Here is a 16,685-nt window from a genome sequence, read left to right as displayed (position 1 = left end):
GGATGCTCGCCTTTACCCTGCCCTACACACTGCATGTTCTGGCCGCCCTGGTATGGGTTGGCGGCATGTTCTTCGCCTGGCTGGTGCTGCGCCCCGCCATGGTTACAGCCCTTGAGGGGCCTGCGCGCCTGCGCTTGTGGGTGGAAGTTTTCCGACGCTTCTTCGTCTGGGTCTGGCTGGCGGTGGCGATCTTGGCGATTAGTGGTATCGGCATGTTGCACCTGCGCTTCAGCGGGTTCGAGACTGCGCCAAAGTACGTTCACGTGATGATCGGCGGCGGGATCGCCATGTTCGCCTTATTCATGCGCATCCAGGCCTTGCTGTTGCCAGAGTTGAAAGCGGCGGTACTGGCGCAGGACTGGCCCACGGGTGCGGCGGTGCTGGCCCGCATTCGGCGAATGGTGGGCATCAACCTGTTGCTGGGGCTGGCCGTGGTCGCGGTGGCCAGTTCGCGGCTGGTGATCTGATCACAGGCAGCCCTTCGCCTGGCGGGCTGCCTGCGCGGCCGGTGGGTGGGGCCCAAGGCGGCAACGCCGCACCCAGGCCCCTGCACACGGTTCAGAGGCGCTGCAGGATCAGCTCGCCCGCCGCCCCCGCCAAGCCCGGCTGGCCAGGCTGCCCCGGTCGGCCATTGGCACCGGCATCGGTGCGGTACACCAGGCAACCCTTGCTCGCCCCACCTTTGCCGGCCTTGCCAGGCTCACCGGGTTTGCCCGGCGCCCCGCCATCGAGGCGCACCACGATGTGCTCCTGGGCAAAGCCTTGCGGCAAGCTCAGGCGTATGCGCCCACCTGCTGCACCATCATGGCCGTTGCCGCCATCATCGCCATTGGCCCCGCGGCTGGCCTGGCCCCAGGTGCAGCCGCCGGCCTGGCCATTGCCGCCGTCGAGCCCAGCGTAGCCCGGTGCACCGGCGCCGCCCCGGGCGTCGATGACCAGCTGCTGGGCATCCAGCTCCGCCAGTACCAGATCCAGGCTACGCCCGGGGCGGGCTGCCCGCTGGTAGCTGCCCGCAGCGCCGGTGGCACTCAACTCGCTGCCCTCGCCCAGGCGCGCGCTACGCACGTCGATCAGCAACGGTTGCTCGCCAGGGGCCACGACGATCCGCGCATCACGCCCCAGCTCCAACTGGTCGACCTTCAATTGCGCCAGCGACGCGGGCAGCATCAGGGTGGCAGCATCGGCAACACGCAAATGCTCAAGGTGTACGCTGGCCGACTTGCTCGGCAGGCGCAGCATGGAATTGGCAGCAACCTCCAGGCTTTCAGCGTGGGCAAAGGGGGCAGCCAACAGGGCAAGCAGTATCAGATTACGCATTTCGCAGCGCCTCCTGCGCACGGGGAATGGACATGACGTGGAATATCCCCGTCAACAGAATTTGCAGGCGATCGAACCAACGGTGGCTGCGCCCGCGCAAGCTGCCATTGAAGAACAGAATTTCCAGCAGATGCAGGCTGAGCACAACGATGCCTAGGGCATTGATCAGCAGATTGAAAGGCAACGGCTGGGGCAGCAACTGGTTGAACAACACCACGCCCCAGAATGCGACTGTCAGGACCTTGCCCAGGCCCAGGATGAACTTCATAACCCCGCCCCCATTGATTGTTGTTATGGCGTGCCGGCCCGTTCGCGCCGGCCGTGCGCTCCACATTAACTGCAATGCCAAGGCAGGCGCCAGCACCCGTCAGCTGAGGTGCAGTTCCACCCGTCGGTTGCGCGCGCACCTTTCCTCGGTTTCATTGTCGGCGGCGCTGAGAAAGCGCCCGTGCCACTGCGCAAGGCACGGGCGCACGCCGAGCTAGCGCTGGATCTTGATCTCGGTACGGCGGTTCATGGCACGCCCTTCGGCCGTGGCATTGTCGGCCACCGGCTGGGTTTCACCGGCCCCCACCACCGACACGAAGCTGCTGCGCGGTACACCGCTCTGCACCAGGTAGTCGGTCACCGAGTGGGCACGGCGCTCGGACAGTTTCTGGTTGTAGCTGTCGGAGCCGACGCTGTCGGTATGGCCGCTGACACTCAGGCGGGCAGAGGGCGCTTCCTGTTTCAGCCGCGTGGCAATCGTGTTGAGGCGCTCCTTGTCAGTGGCAGTCAGGCGTGCAGAGTCGAATTCGAAGTGCACATCACGAATGACGATGACTTCTTCCTTCTCCACCACCACCACTTCCTCGACCACCGCCGGCGCAGCTGGCGGGCAACCGTTGGCATCGACCTGCACACCCCGTGGGGTGCCCGGGCACTTGTCGCGGCTGTCCGGCACGCCATCGCCATCTTCGTCGCCATCACCATGGGCCCAGCAATAACCTGCCGCCAGGCCACCGCCCAGCAACGCGCCCCAGCCAGCCCAGCTGGAACTTTCGATAGCGCCCAGCGCGGCGCCACCGACACCCCCGACGGCGGCACATTTAGGCCAGTCGGTTTTTTGCAAACCTGCACAACCAGTCAACACACTGGTGAGCAGTACCAGGGGTAACGCTGTGCGTACTATGCTCATTTCATTGCTTCTCCTAGGGGGAATCGGCATAAGGCCGATCTCTGGGAGTAAAGACCGCGCATTCCAATGCTGCCAGCAATTAGCCACGACGCGGTCACATGCCTCTATGCCCGCACGCTGCAGCCGGCTAGTCTTGGACGACTTGAACGAGGATTGGCAATGACCGCAGGTTTTTCCCAACGTACCCCGCAGCAGGCCCTGGCGGCCCTGCTCGAACGCTTCACCCCGCAACGCCTGCTGTTGGTGGGCACCCGCTTCCCGGCGCTGGACGCCTTTGCCCAAGCGCACCCGCAGGTGACCATCGCTACCGCTGCGCCAGGGCCACTGCCTGCCGAACTGGCAGCCCAGCGTTTCGACCTGGCGTTGCTGGTGGACTGCCTGGAACACCTGCCCAAGCGAACCGGCCTGGAGTTGCTGGGCGGCATTCGCAACCTCAATGCCAGCCGGGTTGCCGTGCTGGCCGACCTGGCGGCGTGCAGCTGGCAGGACACCGACTTCTTCGCCCTGGCATTGTCAGCCAGCGAGAAATTCTGCCGCGATGAGCAGGTGTTGAGCCTGTTCACCTATGATCTGCATGATTACAAGCAGGTCCCGGACTGGCTCAACGCCAGGTTCTGGGCCAACCCGGAAAACTTTGGCAAGTACTGGTGGTGATGATGAGTGTCTCGGTCTGCCCTTGTGGCAGTGGCAACCTGCTTGATGCCTGCTGTGGGCATTACCATGCCGGTACCCCCGCACCCGACGCCCAGACGCTGATGCGCTCACGCTACAGTGCCTACGTGCTGGGCCTGGTCGACTACCTGGTCGCCACCACCCTGCCAGCCCAAGAGGCCCAGCTGGACCGCGCCGGCATGGCCGCCTGGAGCGCCCAGAGCACCTGGCTGGGGCTGGAAGTGGAAAGCGCCCAAGTGCTGGGCGGCCAGCCCGAGCATGCCTTTGTCACGTTCACCGCACGCTGGCACGACCCGGACGGCGACCATCAGCACCGCGAGTGCTCGGCATTCGTCCAGCACGCCGGGCGCTGGTACTTCATAGACCCCACGGTCGCGTTGAAGGCCGGGCGCAATGACCCCTGCCCATGCGCCAGCGGGCAGAAGTTCAAGAAATGCTGCGCCAGTTACATGGGGAACCGAGCATGATCGAACGCGCCCGTCTGCTGCTGCTCGGTTCGCTGCTGGCATTGTTGACGGGCTGCGCCAGTTGGAGCGCAGACGACTGGCGCCCGCCTGAAGTGCACCTGGTCGAGGTCGAAACGGTCAAGGCCAGGTTGCTGCAGCAGGAATTCGTACTGCACCTGGAGGTCATCAACCCCAACGACAGCCGTCTGTTCATTCGCAGCCTGGCCTATGCCGTGCGGCTCAATGACCTGCTGCTGGTGCAGGATGAAACCAGCCTGTGGCGCAGCGTAGGCGGCCACGACCGGCGAACCTTCAAGATCACCGCACGCACCAACCTCTGGCGGCAACTCAAGCCACTGGCCAAGCTGCTGAAAAGTGGGCAGCCGCTGCATTACACCCTGCAGGGCGACCTGGCCACTGGCCTGCTGATTCACCGGGACCTGCACTGATCGCGCAGTGGTGAGATAATCCCCGGCGATCACATCCCGGAGTAACCCTGCAATGTCCCAACAACCCCACGTTCATGGCCCTGACTGCAACCACGACCATGACCATCACCACGACCACGGCCATGTCCACGGCCCACACTGCAACCACGGCCATCAGGAGCCGGTACGCAACGCCCTGAAGGACGTTGGCCGTAACGACCCGTGCCCGTGCGGCAGCGAGAAAAAATTCAAGAAGTGCCACGGCGCCTGATCTAGCGCGTCTGTGGGGGTATGGCCCGCCGCGCCTGCTTCGCGCACCATGCCCCCGGTCCAGCACTGCCCGCCGTGCCTGGCGCTACGCGGCCTTGCGCCGGTTCGCCCCTAGCAAGTCCTGGTACCACAGGCCGGCGTCATAGGCGATGGTCACCAAGGTGGTCCCCGCATAGCGCGGCTGTTGGGCCATGCGCTGGGCAACCGCCAGGCAGGCGGCGGCCGTGTTACCGACGAAGACCCCGCTTTGCATGTAGAACCAACGTTGCGCTGCCAACATTTCGGCATGCTGCACCTGCGCCCGTTCGTCCACCAGCGACCAGTCCAGAAATGGCGGGCTGACGCCTACCGCCATGCCTTCGAAACGGTGATCGGTGAATACGCCAGCCTTGGAGTCACAGCCGTTGGGGTCGACCAGCACTGTCGACACCTCGAAACCGTGATCCTTCAGCCCCAGGGTAATGCCCGTGAAACTGGCGCCCGTGCCCGCGCAGCCAACGAACAGGATGTCCTTGCCGGCGCCCGCGTTGGTCAGTTGCAGCGCCAGTTCACTGGCTGTCTGGTAGCGGTGCGCTTCGATACCCACCGGGTTGTTGAACTGGTCGGTATAGAAGTATGACTTGCCCAGCGCGGCCTGGTTTTCCAGGTGGTGCATCACCACGTCCTTGGGCGTGGCACCGGCCATCAGCATTTCCTTGCCAATCAGCCGGGCGCCGAAGCATTCCAGCAAGTCCCGTTTGGTCTGGCTGAAACTCAGCCCAACCGCCAGCTCGACGGCCACCTGATACGCGTGGCATGCCGCCAGCAAGCCGAAGCCAAAACTGCCGCCGGTTTTTTCGATGACCGTGGTCACCCCAGGGATGATGTCGCCATTGCGCACGGCGTGCTCAACGATGCGCCGGGCGGCGCGGTACTTGTGGCTGCCACCGGGGTTGTTCATTTCCAGCTTGGTGTAGATGCGCTCGCTGACGTTGATGAGTTCGCTCATTTTCGGCTCCCTTCCATGGAAGTCTGCAGGCAGGCCTTGTTCTGCAACAGGCCAACGGTGGCGATCAGCAGGCCGATGCACAGGGCCATGCAGATGGCGTTGGTGCCGTCCCAGCCCACTGTGCTCAACAGCAGCGCGGGGCTGAACGCACCGATGGTGGCGCAGATGGCAATGCCCAGATCGTTCTTGCCCTGCATCTGCATCGCTGCCGGGCTGTTTTGCAGCGACTGCGCCAACAAGGCTCCGCCGCCGACGTAGGTCAGGTTCCAGCCCAGCCCCAGGGCGATCAGCGCCACGGTCATCATGCTGTAGCTGTGCGACCAGATATTCAGCGCCGAGCAGCCGATCAACAGGGCCAGGCCCGCGCAGATGGTAGTCCGGATGCCCAGGCGCTGGATGATCGCCCCGGTGAAGAATGACGGGGCGAACATGGCGATCACGTGCCACTGGATGGCCAGGCGCACGTCGGTAAAGTCTTCGTGCATATGCTTCATGTGCATCGAGGCCTGGATCATCAGCAGGTTCATGATGCCGTAGCCCAGCGCCGCGACCGCCATTGCCACCAACACGCTGGGGCTCAAAGGCTCGCTGCGGCTGCTGGCCGACGTGGCAGCGCTGCCGGTTGCAGCGGCCAGGCCGGTGTCGTTGGGCAGGCACACTGCAATCAGCAAAGACAACAGCGCCAGGCCGATGAACGCGGCATAACACAGCGAGAACAGTGGGTAGCCACCCACGTCGCGCAGCCACTCGGTGAGCGTCGGGCCCACCACGGCGGCAATCACGCCCCCGGCCACGACCAGCGACAGGGCTTTTGGCTTGAGGGCCTGGGAAAGGTTGTCGGTGGCGGCAAAACGGTTGAAGTTGGCGAAGGCGATGTAAACACCCAGCGCCGAGTGGCTGAGTACCAGCGTGGCAAAATCCTGGTGCTCCACCGCCAGAAAGCCGCTGACACCAGACACCGCCAGCGGAATGGCCCCCAGCATGAAGGCCTTCTTGCGGCCGATACGGCTCATCAACCTGGAAACCGGGTAGGTTGCCAGCATCAGGCACAGGAACTGGAACCCATACGGCACCGTCGACCATGCGGCGTCGGGGGCCAGTGCGGCGCCAACGATGGCCGCCATGGTCACCGACATCACGGCGGTGGTCAGGTTGATCGACTGGGCGGTGAAGTACAGGTAGGTGCGCCGCGGCAGGGTAGTGTTCATAAGGCATGCTCGTGGTAGGCGCCAAGGTCGATTTCGGCATCCGGGAACACGCAGATCAGGCGTTCCTTGCCTTTGCCCAGCCGTTTGCGTTTCACGCTCAGGCGCCCTATGCGCCTTGGCGAATCGAGGTGGGTGCCACCACACGGAATCTCGATGCCGTTGTAGGTCCACAAGCGTGCGTCTTCCAGCCCCTCGACGGCGTAATGCTCGATGGGCGCGTCGCCACCGATCAGTTCGTTGGCGCGCCGTTCTATCTCGATCACCTCCTCAGCGGTGAAGGCCTCCTCGACCAGGAAGTCGAACCGAGCCGTGTCCTCCTTGATGTGGCAGCCGATGGTCCACTGCTTCAGTTCCTCACGCAGGCCGATGGCAGCGGCATACAGGAAGTGGCTGGCACTGTGAGAGAGTGTTAGCCGCTCGCGCCGTTGAATATCGATGCTCACACGGGCAGGCATATCGACAGTCACTTCATCGAGCAAGTGCAAGTCGTCCGGGTGCACAGTGTGAATGATGATGCCGCCCAGTTTCCCGCCTTTGAAACCTTCCAGGCGAATAGGGCTGCCATAGAGTTTCTTGACCCAGACAAAACGTACCTTGCCGATCGGAAGTTCAATGATTCCATAATCAGCTTCCTGGCCACCGCCTTCCGGATAAGCGACGGTACTTTGCAACTCGATACCGTCGCTGTGCACACGCGTTACTTGCGTATTGGCAGCGGCCAGGTATTGATCCTTGTAATACAGTTTTTCGGTATTGCGCAGAACTTCGTAATTCAGAGCATTCATGACTCGAGTACCACCTGCAATGATGTTTTGACCTGCACCCGGGCGGCGGCAGGGATGTCTTTGGTAACGATGCAGCCCGGTCCGATGAAGGCGCCGTCACCAATGTGGATAGCCCCGAGCACGCTGGCGAACGCGCCGACCTGAACCCGGTCGCCCAGTGTCGGGTGGCGGGGGCTGGAAGGGTTGCCGCTGATGCCGCGGGCCCCCAGGGTGACGCCGCCGAGCACGTAGCAGTCGTCACCGATGGTCGCGGTTTCACCAATGACGGTGCCCATGCCGTGGTCGATGATGAAGCGCGCGCCAATACGGCTGCGGAAGTGGATCTCTGCGCCCGACAGCATCTTGCCGCGGCGCGAGATCATGGCGGCCAGGCACTGCCCACCGGCGCCATATACCGAAGCGCCATGGCGGTACACCCAGTGTGCAAGCCGATAATGCAAAACCGCCGAATAGGACGTATAAGTTCTGGCAATGAATACCAGGTCGCGGCCGGCGGCAGGGTCTTTGCTGGCGAATGCCAACAAGTCGTCATGGGCCTGTTCCGCCACCCGTTCAATAACATCGGTTTGTTTCAGCGTTTCAAATTCTTCAATTGAACAGCACTCCAGTAACGCCGAGGTCACAAGGTTTTTTACAACGTTGAATGACTCCAGTTCTTCAGGCACAGGAAGCCTGGCAATGACGGCTGATTGCATGTCCATAGGGTGCACGGCTCGATATCCAGTTGTCTGGTGTTTACAGACGTTAAACGGGCTGCCAGGGCTGGCAGCCGAAAGTTCCGACGAGGGAATAGTGGCAGGTAATGGCCATGTGCAAACGAACAGTCGACAAGCATTTCCGTTAACTGTTAGGCTTTTTTTTCTAACGGTTGGGAACCTGCCATGAGCACCTGCAGCCTTCATCAATTGCTCAAGCAACGCCTGGATGCAGGGGAATGGTTGCCTGGGCAGCGCATGCCCTCCATTCGCAAGCTCACGGCGGCGGTCGATTTCAGTTACCACGACGTGGTCTCGACCTATGCCCAGCTGGTCAGCGAAGGGGTACTGACCGCCTCGCCCGGGCGCGGCTACTTCGTCGCCAACCGCAGCCGGCAGGCGAACGTGATCCACGAACCCGAGTGCATGGCCGGCGACCCGCTGTTCCGGCTGCTGCAGGGCGGCCAGCACTACACCAAACTTGGCAGCGGCTGGCTGCCCCCGGCGTGGCGCGACACCGAGCTGCTGGCCAAGGCGATTCGGCGCACGGCGCGGCTGGAGCAAAGCTCCCTGGCCGAGTACGGCGATATCCAGGGCTACCTGCCCATGCGCAAACAGCTGTGCGTGCACATGAAACGCCTGACCCGGGTTGAGGTTCGCCCCAACCAGTTGCTGACCACGCTTGGCGCCACCCAGGGCCTGGACCTGGTCGCCCGGTTGCTGATCAAGCCGGGTGACCATGTGTTCGTCGACGAGCCGGGCAACGGCAACCTGATCAAGCTGATACAACTGGCCGGCGGCCAGGTGGTCGGCATCCGCCGAACCCAAGACGGGCCAGACGTAGAAGAAATGCGCAGCTACCTGGCCAGGCACAAGGTCAAGGCGTTTTTCTGCAACAGCACTTTCCACAACCCCACTGGCAGCAACATCAGCCCGCACAACGCTTTCAGCGTGCTGCGCCTGGCCGTGGAACACGAGTTCTACGTGGTGGAGGATGACGTGTATGGCGACTTCAGCCCGGCCGTGCGCCAGACGTTTGCCGAACTGGACAACCTGGACCGGGTCATCTACATCGGCAGCTTTTCCAAATGCCTGTCGGCGTCGTTACGGGTAGGCTTCATCGCCTGCTCGCAAGACCTGATCGAGCCGCTGACCCGCCTGAAGCTGCTGACCTGCGTGGCGGTGCCGGCGTTTTGCGAGCGTTTCGTCAACACCATCCTGTCGGACGGCACCTACGCCCGGCACATGAAAGATGTGCAGCAGCGGCTGATCCGCCAGCAAGTACAGACACAGCGTTTGCTGCTCGAGCGCGGCTGGCAGTTCGAGATCGCGCCGCAGGGTGGCATGTTCCTCTGGGTCTACCACCCGCAACTGCCCGACCTGCAGCCGTTGATGCGCAAGCTGGAGCAACACAAGATCCTGCTGATGCCCGGCTCGGCGTTCGCTGTCAGCCGTGATTACCGGCGTTACGCCCGCATCAATTGCACGCATTTTTCCGACGCCCTGGCAGGGCACTTCGAGGTTTGACCCGCCACCGGCAAATAAACCGACCTGGGACCTTGCATGGCGCCTGCGCGCTCACTACCTTAGCGCCTTTGCAAACTCGCCTCGCCCTGCAGGAGCCCTTGCCATGGCCGCCGCCGCCTTTCCTCACTTCCGCCCGCGGTTCACCACCGCTGCCACGCTGCTCGGCCTGCTTGGGCTGGCCGGCTGCCAGACCGGCGGCTACCAGGGCAGCGTGCCACCCGCCAGCGGCGTGCAGCCTCTCAAGGGCCTGGCGCAGAACGTTTCAGTGCGGCGCAACGCCATGGGCGCACCGCTGATCGAAAGCAGCAATTTCCATGACGCCCTTTTCAGCCTGGGCTATGTGCATGCCGGCGACCGCATCGAACAGATGGTCGCCATGCGGCTGCTGGCCCAAGGCCGCCTGGCGGAACTGGCCGGCAGCGAAGCGCTCGACATCGACCGCCTGATGCGCGCCGCCAACCTCAAGCAAAGCGCCGCCCAGCAATATGCCGACGCATCGCCACGGCTCAAGCGCTTTTTCGAGGTGTACGCACGCGGGGTCAACGCCTATCTGTTCCGCTACCGCGACAAGCTGCCAGCGGATTTGGCCAACAGTGGCTATCGCCCCGAATACTGGAAGCCTGAAGATTCGGCGCTGCTTTTCTGCCTGTATGCGTTCAGCCAGTCGGTGAACCTGCAGGAGGAACTCAGCGCCCTGACCCTGGCGCAGAAAGTCGGCAGCGACAAACTGGCCTGGCTGCTGCCCGGTGCACCGGACGAGCCCTTGGCCACAAGCGAAGTCGACAAGCTCAAGGGCCTCAACCTGGCCAGCCAGTTGCCAGGGCTGCCGGCGCTGGCGGCCGCCAGCCAGAAGCTGGCCGACCTCGACCTGCTCGGTAGCCCAGGCTCGGCCAACCTGGCCCTGGGCCCGCAACGCAGCCGCAGCGGCAAAAGCCTGCTGGCCAGTGACAGCCGCGCCGCCTGGGCCCTCAGCCCGTTGCAAATCCACACCAGCAAGTACCAGGTTGCCGGCCTGTCGCTGCCGGGCCTGCCGATCGTGCTGGCCGGCTACAACGGCAAACTGGCCTGGAGCAGCAGCGCAGTCATGGCCGACAACCAGGACCTGTTCCTGGAACAACTGCGCCGCCAGGGCAGCCAGCTGAGCTACCTGGCAGATGGCAAGTGGGTGCCGGCCCGCGCGCGCAGCGAAACCTTCTTCGTGCGCGGCCAGCGGCCACAGCGCGAAGTGATGTATGACACCCGCCACGGCACCCTGCTGGCCCAGCCCGACAACGCCAGCCTGGGCCTGGCCCTGAACTTGCCGCAGTTCAAGGGCGACCGGAGCCTGGATGCGCTCTTCGACCTGACCCGCGCCGGCAACCTCGAGCGCGCCTTCGACAGCACCCGCGAGGTCACTGCGGCCGCCCTCAACTTCGTGTTCGCCGAGCCCGAGCACATCGGTTGGCAGGTCAGCGGGCGCTACCCCAACCGCCGCGAAGGCCAGGGCCTGCTGCCCTCCCCTGGTTGGGACGGGCGCTATGACTGGGACGGCTACGCCGACCCGATGCTGCACCCGTACGACCAGGACCCCACTGCTGGCTGGATCGGCCATGCCAACCAGCGCAGCCAGCCACGCGGCTATGGCATGCAGCTGTCCAGCACCTGGTACTACCCTGAGCGTGCCGAGCGCCTGGCCCAGCTGGCTGGCAATGGCCGCCATGACAGCCGCAGCCTGATGGCCCTGCAGAACGACCAGGTCACACTAATGGCCAATCAGCTCAAGCAGATGTTCGACGCCCCCGGCATGGCCCAGCCGCTGAAGCAGGCAATCGACGCCCTGCCAGGCGCACAACGCGACAAGGCCCGCGAGGCATTGGCGCGGCTCAAGGCATTCGACGGTCGCCTGAGCCCGGTATCGGCAGACGCCGCGCTGTATGAACTGTTCCTGCAGGAAGTCGCCAGGCAGACCTTCCTCGATGACCTCGGCCCTGCGTCCAGCCCTGCCTGGCAGGCCTTCGTAAGCAACGCGCGGTTGTCGTTCTCGGCACAGGCCGATCACCTGCTGGGGCGCGACGACAGCCCATTCTGGGACGACCGCAACACCCCGCAGAAAGAAGACAAGCCAGCCATTCTGGCCCGCAGCCTGGCGGCAGCCGTAGATGCCGGCACTGCGCAGCTGGGCGCCGACCGCCGCGCCTGGCAATGGGGCAAGCTGCACCAGTACCACTGGCCGGCGCCGGCCTACCATGGCTTGGGCGATGCGCTCAGCCGTGCGCCGCAAGCCGCAGGTGGCGACTTCACTACCCTCGCGCTCACCCCTTACGCCTGGGGCAGTGACTTCACCACCCGCCTGCCCGCCTCCGCGCGCATGATCGTCGACTTCGGCCAGGCCGAACCGCTGCAGGTGCTGACCAGCAGTGGCCAGTCCGGCAACCCGGCCAGCGCCCATTACAGCGATGGGCTGGATGCCTGGTTCAAAGGGCGCTTCATGAGCTTGCCGCTGCAACAGCAGAACTTCGCGCGAGCGTATGGCAACCAGCGCTTGACGCTGGTGCCGGGCAAGTAGCGTACCCGGGCATGGAAGCCTGTGACCCTTTCCCTCGAAGAAATGGTTCGAACTCCCAAGCTGGTTCCGAGCTCCTAACAAGTACTCTCGGTAACCAGCGCCTACGCCATGGACCTCGTCATCGCTCGCCCCGAAGGCCTGTACTGCCCACCCGGTGATTTCTACATCGACCCGTGGCGGCCCGTGGACCGCGCCGTGATCACCCATGGCCACGGCGACCATGCCCGCACCGGTAACGGCCACTACCTGACCGCCAGCCCGGGCGCCGGCATCCTGCGCAGCCGCCTGGGCCAGCACATCGATTTGCAGACCCTGCCCTACGGTGAGCGCCTGCAGCACCACGGCGTGACCCTGAGCCTGCACCCGGCCGGGCATGTGCTGGGTTCGGCGCAGGTGCGCCTGGAGTACCAGGGCGAGGTCTGGGTAGCCTCCGGCGACTACAAGGTCGAGCCTGATGGCACCTGTACGCCCTTCGAGCCGGTGCCCTGCCACACCTTCATCACCGAGTCGACCTTCGGCTTGCCGATCTATCGCTGGCCAAGCCAAAGCGAGATCTTCGCCGGCATCAATGCCTGGTGGCGGGCCAATTGCGACCTGGGCAAGGCCAGCGTGCTGTTCTGCTACGCCTTCGGCAAGGCCCAGCGGATTCTGCACGGCCTGGACGCGAGCATCGGCCCGATCCTGGTGCATGGCGCCGTCGAACCGCTCAACCGGGTGTACCGTGAAGCCGGTGTGCATCTACCCGATACCCGCTATGCCGGCGATATCGCGCGCAACGACCCCATGCTGCGCCGGGCGTTGGTCCTGGCGCCTCCGTCAGCCGGGGGCAGCAGCTGGATGCGCCGCTTCGGTGACTACAGCGACGCGTTCGCCAGCGGCTGGATGCTGCTGCGCGGCACGCGCAGGCGCCGCGGTGTAGATCGGGGCTTTGTGCTTTCCGACCATGCCGACTGGCCAGGCCTGCTCTGGGCCATCAGCCAGACCGGTGCCGAACGGGTGATGGTGACCCACGGTTCGGTCAATGTGTTGGTGCGTTACCTCAACGAACAAGGCCTGGATGCCCGTGCCTTCGTGACCGAGTACGGCGACGAAGACGATGCAGCCACGCCCGAGCCTGCGCCATGAAAGCGTTCGCTGCGTTGTACCTGCGCCTGGACGCGACCACTTCCAGCAATGCCAAGCTCGAAGCGCTGCGTGATTACTTCGCCACCGCGCCCGCCGAAGACGCTGCCTGGGCGGTGTATTTCCTGGCCGGTGGGCGCCCTCGGCAGTTGGTGCCGACGCGCCTGCTGCGCGAACTGGCAACGGCCATGGCCGGCCTGCCGGACTGGCTGTTCGAGGAAAGCTACCAGGCAGTCGGTGACCTGGCCGAAACCATTTCATTGCTGTTGCCGCAGCATGCAGAAGGCAACGACGAAGGCTTGGCAGCCTGGGTTGAAAACCATCTGCTGCCTTTGCGGGGCCTGCCGCCCGAGCAGGTCCGCGAACGCTTGCCAGCGCTGTGGGCGCAACTGGAACGCCCCAGCCTGATGCTGTGCCTGAAGCTGATCACCGGCAGCTTCCGCGTGGGCGTGTCCAAGCTGCTGGTCACCCGTGCGCTGGCGCAACTGGCCGGGCTGGACGCCAAGCGCGTGGCCCAGCGGCTGGTTGGGTATACCGACATCAGTCACCGCCCCAGCGCCGCCAGCTACCACAAGCTGATCGCCGAGGAGTCCGCCGATGAACACAGTCAGCGCGGCGGCCAGCCCTACCCCTTCTTCCTGGCCCACCCACTGCAGGTGCCCAGCGAGCAGTTCGACGCCTTGCTCGGCCCGCCGAGTGACTGGCAGATCGAATGGAAGTGGGACGGCATCCGTGCCCAGGTGGTCAAGCGCGAGGGCCAGCTTTGGGTGTGGTCACGCGGCGAAGAGCTGGTCACCGAGCGCTTCCCCGAACTGCATGGCCTGGCGCAGACACTGCCTGATGGGGTGGTGCTGGATGGCGAGATCCTGGTGTGGAAGCCGGGCGAGTCATCGACGGAACTGGCCGTGCAGCCATTCGCGCTGCTGCAGCAGCGCCTTGGCCGCAAAACCTTGGGCAAGAAGCTGCTGGCCGACGCGCCTGTCGTGCTGCAAGCCTACGACTTGCTGGAGTGGCAAGGCGAAGACTGGCGTAGCCGACCGCAGCACGAACGCCGCACCCAGCTGCAACGCCTGGTGGAAGAACACCCGCTTGCCCCGGTCCTGCTGTCGCCACTGCTCGAAGGCCCGGACTGGGCCGACCTTGCCCGCCAGCGTGAGCAATCCCGCAGCCTTGGCGTCGAGGGCCTGATGCTCAAGCAGCGTGAGGCCTTGTACGGCGTGGGCCGTACCAAGGACATGGGCACCTGGTGGAAGTGGAAGGTCGACCCCTTCAGCGTCGATGCCGTGCTCATTTATGCCCAACGTGGCCATGGCCGCCGGGCCAGCCTGTACAGCGACTACACCTTCGCCGTGTGGGACGCGCCGGCCGGCACGCCTGGGCGGGCACTGGTGCCGTTTGCCAAGGCGTACTCAGGGCTCAGCGACGCGGAGATGCGCAAGGTCGACAGCATCATCCGCAAAACCACCGTGGAAACCTTCGGCCCGGTGCGCAGCGTGACCCCCACCCTGGTGTTCGAGCTAGGCTTCGAGGGCATCGCCCTGTCCCGCCGGCACAAGAGCGGTATCGCCGTGCGCTTCCCGCGCATGCTGCGCTGGCGCCTGGACAAACCGGTGGAAGAGGCCGACGACCTGGCGACGCTGCAGGCCTTGCTGGCCTAGGTTGCTGGCTGGGTGGCCCCGGTGTGGGCGGGCTCGCTCGCGCAGCCCACCCTCACCGAGTTTCGGCAAAACCTATGCAGGCACAACGCCGAAAACTGTGCTTCTATCTGTGTGCCGACCCGTGTCGCAGACCGTTTTCGCCACGCAGCCAGGACCACCATGCACCATTCAACACACGACCTGCTCTCACCCGTTCCGGGCATCACCCGCCAACTGCACAGCTTCCACTTCGGCCCCCGCGGTGGTGGCAAAGTCTATATCCAGGCATCGCTGCACGCCGACGAGCTACCCGGCATGCTGGTCGCCTGGCACCTCAAGCGCCGCCTGGCAGAACTGGAACAACAAGGCCGTCTGCAGCGCGAAATCATCCTGGTGCCGGTGGCCAATCCGGTTGGCCTGGAGCAGGTGCTGCTGGACGCGCCACTGGGGCGCTTCGAGCTACAGAGTGGCGAGAATTTCAACCGTAACTTCGTCGACCTGTCGGACACCATCGGCGACCAGATCGAAGAGCACCTCAGCCAGGACCCTGCCCATAACGTTGCGCTGATCCGCGAGTACCTGCGCCGCGGGCTGGACGCGCACCCGGCGCGCACGCCGCTGCAGGCCCAGCGCCTGATCCTGCAACGGCTGGCCTGCGATGCCGACCTGATACTGGACCTGCACTGCGACTTCGAAGCGGTGGAGCACCTGTACACCACACCCGACGCCTGGCCGCAGATCGAACCGCTGGCCCGCTACCTGGGTGCACAGGCCAGCCTGCTGGCCACCGATTCGGGCGGGCAGTCGTTCGACGAGTGCTTCAGCCTGGTCTGGTGGCAGTTGCAGCAGCGCTTCGGCAAACGCTTCCCTATCCCGTTGGGCTGTTGCTCGGTCACGGTCGAGTTGCGCGGCCAGGCCGACGTCAGTCACGCACTGGCCAGCAAGGATTGCGGGGCGATTCTCGACTTCCTCACCCACGCCGGCATTATCGAGGGTGCCAAGCCGGCACTCCCCGCCCTGCTGCGCCCGGCTACACCGCTGGCCGCCGTAGAACCGGTGGCGACACCCCTGGGTGGATTGCTGGTGTACCACGCCAAACCAGGCCAGCAACTGGCGGCAGGCCAACTGATCGCCGAAGTCATCGACCCCCTCAGCGACCGGGTCACTGCCGTGCGCAATAGCCAGGCCGGTTTGTTGTACGCCCGCAGCGTACGGCGCATGGCCACCGCGGGCATGGTCATCGCCCATGTGGCCGGCGAGCAGGTGTGCCGAAGCGGTTACCTGTTGGGCAATTGATCCGGTAAAACCATTGCCGCCGGCGGGTGGTCTGTAGAAGCACAACCTTCGAAGGACCCTGCGCCCAATGCCCACCACCGACCTCGCCAACGCCTGGTTCAGCAAACGTGGCTGGAAACCGTTCGCGTTCCAGCGCCGGGTCTGGGCGGCGGTAGAGCGTGGCGAGTCTGGCCTGCTGCACGCCAGCACCGGTGCCGGCAAAACCTACGCGGTGTGGCTGGCGGCACTGCGCGCATTCAAGGCCCAGGCGCAGGGGCGCCAGGCAGCACCCTTGCAGGTGATATGGATCACGCCCATGCGCGCCCTGGCCGCCGACACTGCGCGCGCCCTGCAAGCGCCCCTCGATGAGCTGGGTTTGCCGTGGAGTGTCGGCGTACGCAGCGGCGACACCAGCAGTGCCGAGCGCGCCCGGCAGGCGCGGCGCCTGCCCAGCGTGCTGGTCACCACCCCGGAAAGCCTGACCCTGCTACTGACGCGTGCCCAGGCAGAAGCCGATTTCGCCACGCTGCGCTTGATCGTGGTGGACGAATGGCACGAGTTGCTGGGTAACAAACGCGGCGTGCAACTGCAGC

General features: G+C 64.6%; 18 protein-coding genes. 11 read left to right on the top strand and 7 right to left on the bottom strand.

Features of this window, described 5'->3' with window-relative positions; translation table 11 throughout:
* The first annotated feature begins 2 nt into the window (after window positions 1-2).
* Window positions 3-467 (top strand): CopD family protein, encoded by a 465-nt coding sequence (locus tag APH30_RS11335; RefSeq protein ID WP_054912587.1) that lies wholly within the window; start codon window positions 3-5, stop codon window positions 465-467.
* A gap of 91 nt (window positions 468-558) precedes the next feature.
* Here the strand turns inward: APH30_RS11335 and APH30_RS11330 are convergent, their stop codons facing one another.
* From APH30_RS11330 to APH30_RS11320, 3 genes are all read right to left on the bottom strand, one after another.
* On the bottom strand, window positions 559-1,317 hold the full coding sequence (locus tag APH30_RS11330) for a collagen-like protein (protein ID WP_009684603.1): 759 nt from the start codon (window positions 1,315-1,317) through the stop codon (window positions 559-561).
* Window positions 1,310-1,585, bottom strand: a complete 276-nt coding sequence (locus tag APH30_RS11325) for a DUF1145 domain-containing protein (RefSeq protein WP_009684602.1) — start codon at window positions 1,583-1,585, stop codon at window positions 1,310-1,312. The genes APH30_RS11330 and APH30_RS11325 overlap by 8 nt, the downstream gene beginning before the upstream one ends.
* A 213-nt stretch (window positions 1,586-1,798) precedes the next feature.
* The gene (locus tag APH30_RS11320) at window positions 1,799-2,494 is read right to left on the bottom strand and encodes an OmpA family protein (protein ID WP_009684601.1); all 696 of its coding nucleotides are present in this window, start codon (window positions 2,492-2,494) and stop codon (window positions 1,799-1,801) included.
* Window positions 2,495-2,653: 159 nt separating this feature from the next.
* On the opposite strand from APH30_RS11320, the gene APH30_RS11315 reads away from it, so the two are divergent.
* Genes APH30_RS11315 through APH30_RS11300 form a run of 4 tightly spaced genes read left to right on the top strand, consistent with a single transcriptional unit; the run spans window position 2,654 to window position 4,311 of the window.
* Window positions 2,654-3,148 (top strand): DUF6231 family protein, encoded by a 495-nt coding sequence (locus APH30_RS11315; RefSeq protein WP_054912586.1) that lies wholly within the window; start codon window positions 2,654-2,656, stop codon window positions 3,146-3,148.
* 2 nt (window positions 3,149-3,150) lie between these two features.
* A complete protein-coding gene (locus APH30_RS11310) occupies window positions 3,151-3,633 on the top strand; it encodes a YchJ family protein (RefSeq protein WP_054912585.1) in 483 nt (160 codons plus the stop codon).
* Entirely contained in the window at window positions 3,630-4,061 is a 432-nt protein-coding gene (locus tag APH30_RS11305) for an LEA type 2 family protein (RefSeq protein ID WP_054912584.1), read from the top strand. Before APH30_RS11310 ends, APH30_RS11305 begins: the two co-directional genes overlap by 4 nt.
* 52 nt (window positions 4,062-4,113) lie before the next feature.
* A complete protein-coding gene (locus APH30_RS11300; protein WP_009684590.1) occupies window positions 4,114-4,311 on the top strand; it encodes an SEC-C metal-binding domain-containing protein in 198 nt (65 codons plus the stop codon).
* 84 nt (window positions 4,312-4,395) lie between these two features.
* Here APH30_RS11300 and APH30_RS11295 read toward each other — a convergent pair whose 3' ends face one another.
* From APH30_RS11295 to APH30_RS11280, 4 genes are read right to left on the bottom strand one after another with little or no spacing between them, the layout of a single operon-like run.
* Window positions 4,396-5,298, bottom strand: a complete 903-nt coding sequence (locus tag APH30_RS11295; protein ID WP_029886591.1) for a pyridoxal-phosphate dependent enzyme — start codon at window positions 5,296-5,298, stop codon at window positions 4,396-4,398.
* The gene (locus APH30_RS11290) at window positions 5,295-6,506 is read right to left on the bottom strand and encodes an MFS transporter (RefSeq protein WP_054912583.1); all 1,212 of its coding nucleotides are present in this window, start codon (window positions 6,504-6,506) and stop codon (window positions 5,295-5,297) included. Before APH30_RS11290 ends, APH30_RS11295 begins: the two co-directional genes overlap by 4 nt.
* Window positions 6,503-7,291 (bottom strand): alanyl-tRNA editing protein, encoded by a 789-nt coding sequence (locus tag APH30_RS11285; RefSeq protein ID WP_054912582.1) that lies wholly within the window; start codon window positions 7,289-7,291, stop codon window positions 6,503-6,505. The genes APH30_RS11290 and APH30_RS11285 overlap by 4 nt, the downstream gene beginning before the upstream one ends.
* Window positions 7,288-7,992 carry a serine O-acetyltransferase gene (locus APH30_RS11280; protein ID WP_054912581.1) on the bottom strand — a complete coding sequence of 235 codons (705 nt, stop codon included), beginning with the start codon at window positions 7,990-7,992 and terminating at the stop codon, window positions 7,288-7,290. The genes APH30_RS11285 and APH30_RS11280 overlap by 4 nt, the downstream gene beginning before the upstream one ends.
* A 180-nt stretch (window positions 7,993-8,172) precedes the next feature.
* On the opposite strand from APH30_RS11280, the gene APH30_RS11275 reads away from it, so the two are divergent.
* The 6 genes from APH30_RS11275 to APH30_RS11250 form a co-directional block, all read left to right on the top strand.
* Window positions 8,173-9,513, top strand: a complete 1,341-nt coding sequence (locus APH30_RS11275) for a PLP-dependent aminotransferase family protein (RefSeq protein WP_054912580.1) — start codon at window positions 8,173-8,175, stop codon at window positions 9,511-9,513.
* Between the two features lie 103 nt (window positions 9,514-9,616).
* Window positions 9,617-12,058 (top strand): penicillin acylase family protein, encoded by a 2,442-nt coding sequence (locus APH30_RS11270; protein ID WP_054912579.1) that lies wholly within the window; start codon window positions 9,617-9,619, stop codon window positions 12,056-12,058.
* Between the two features lie 108 nt (window positions 12,059-12,166).
* Window positions 12,167-13,183: a ligase-associated DNA damage response exonuclease gene (locus APH30_RS11265; RefSeq protein ID WP_054912578.1), complete on the top strand. Its 1,017-nt coding sequence runs from the start codon at window positions 12,167-12,169 to the stop codon at window positions 13,181-13,183.
* Window positions 13,180-14,838, top strand: a complete 1,659-nt coding sequence (locus APH30_RS11260) for an ATP-dependent DNA ligase (RefSeq protein ID WP_009684578.1) — start codon at window positions 13,180-13,182, stop codon at window positions 14,836-14,838. Before APH30_RS11265 ends, APH30_RS11260 begins: the two co-directional genes overlap by 4 nt.
* A 159-nt stretch (window positions 14,839-14,997) precedes the next feature.
* Window positions 14,998-16,113, top strand: coding sequence for a succinylglutamate desuccinylase/aspartoacylase family protein (locus APH30_RS11255; RefSeq protein ID WP_029886597.1), 1,116 nt, complete (start codon window positions 14,998-15,000; stop codon window positions 16,111-16,113).
* Window positions 16,114-16,180: 67 nt separating this feature from the next.
* On the top strand, window positions 16,181-16,685 hold a 505-nt coding region (locus APH30_RS11250), incomplete at its 3' end, for a DEAD/DEAH box helicase (protein WP_156326436.1).

Source organism: Pseudomonas sp. NBRC 111127, assembly GCF_001320345.1.
Classification (GTDB): Bacteria; Pseudomonadota; Gammaproteobacteria; order Pseudomonadales; family Pseudomonadaceae; genus Aquipseudomonas; species Aquipseudomonas juntendi.
The sequence above is the reverse complement of the archived record's forward strand: the minus strand, read 5'-3'. Positions and strand labels throughout refer to the sequence as shown.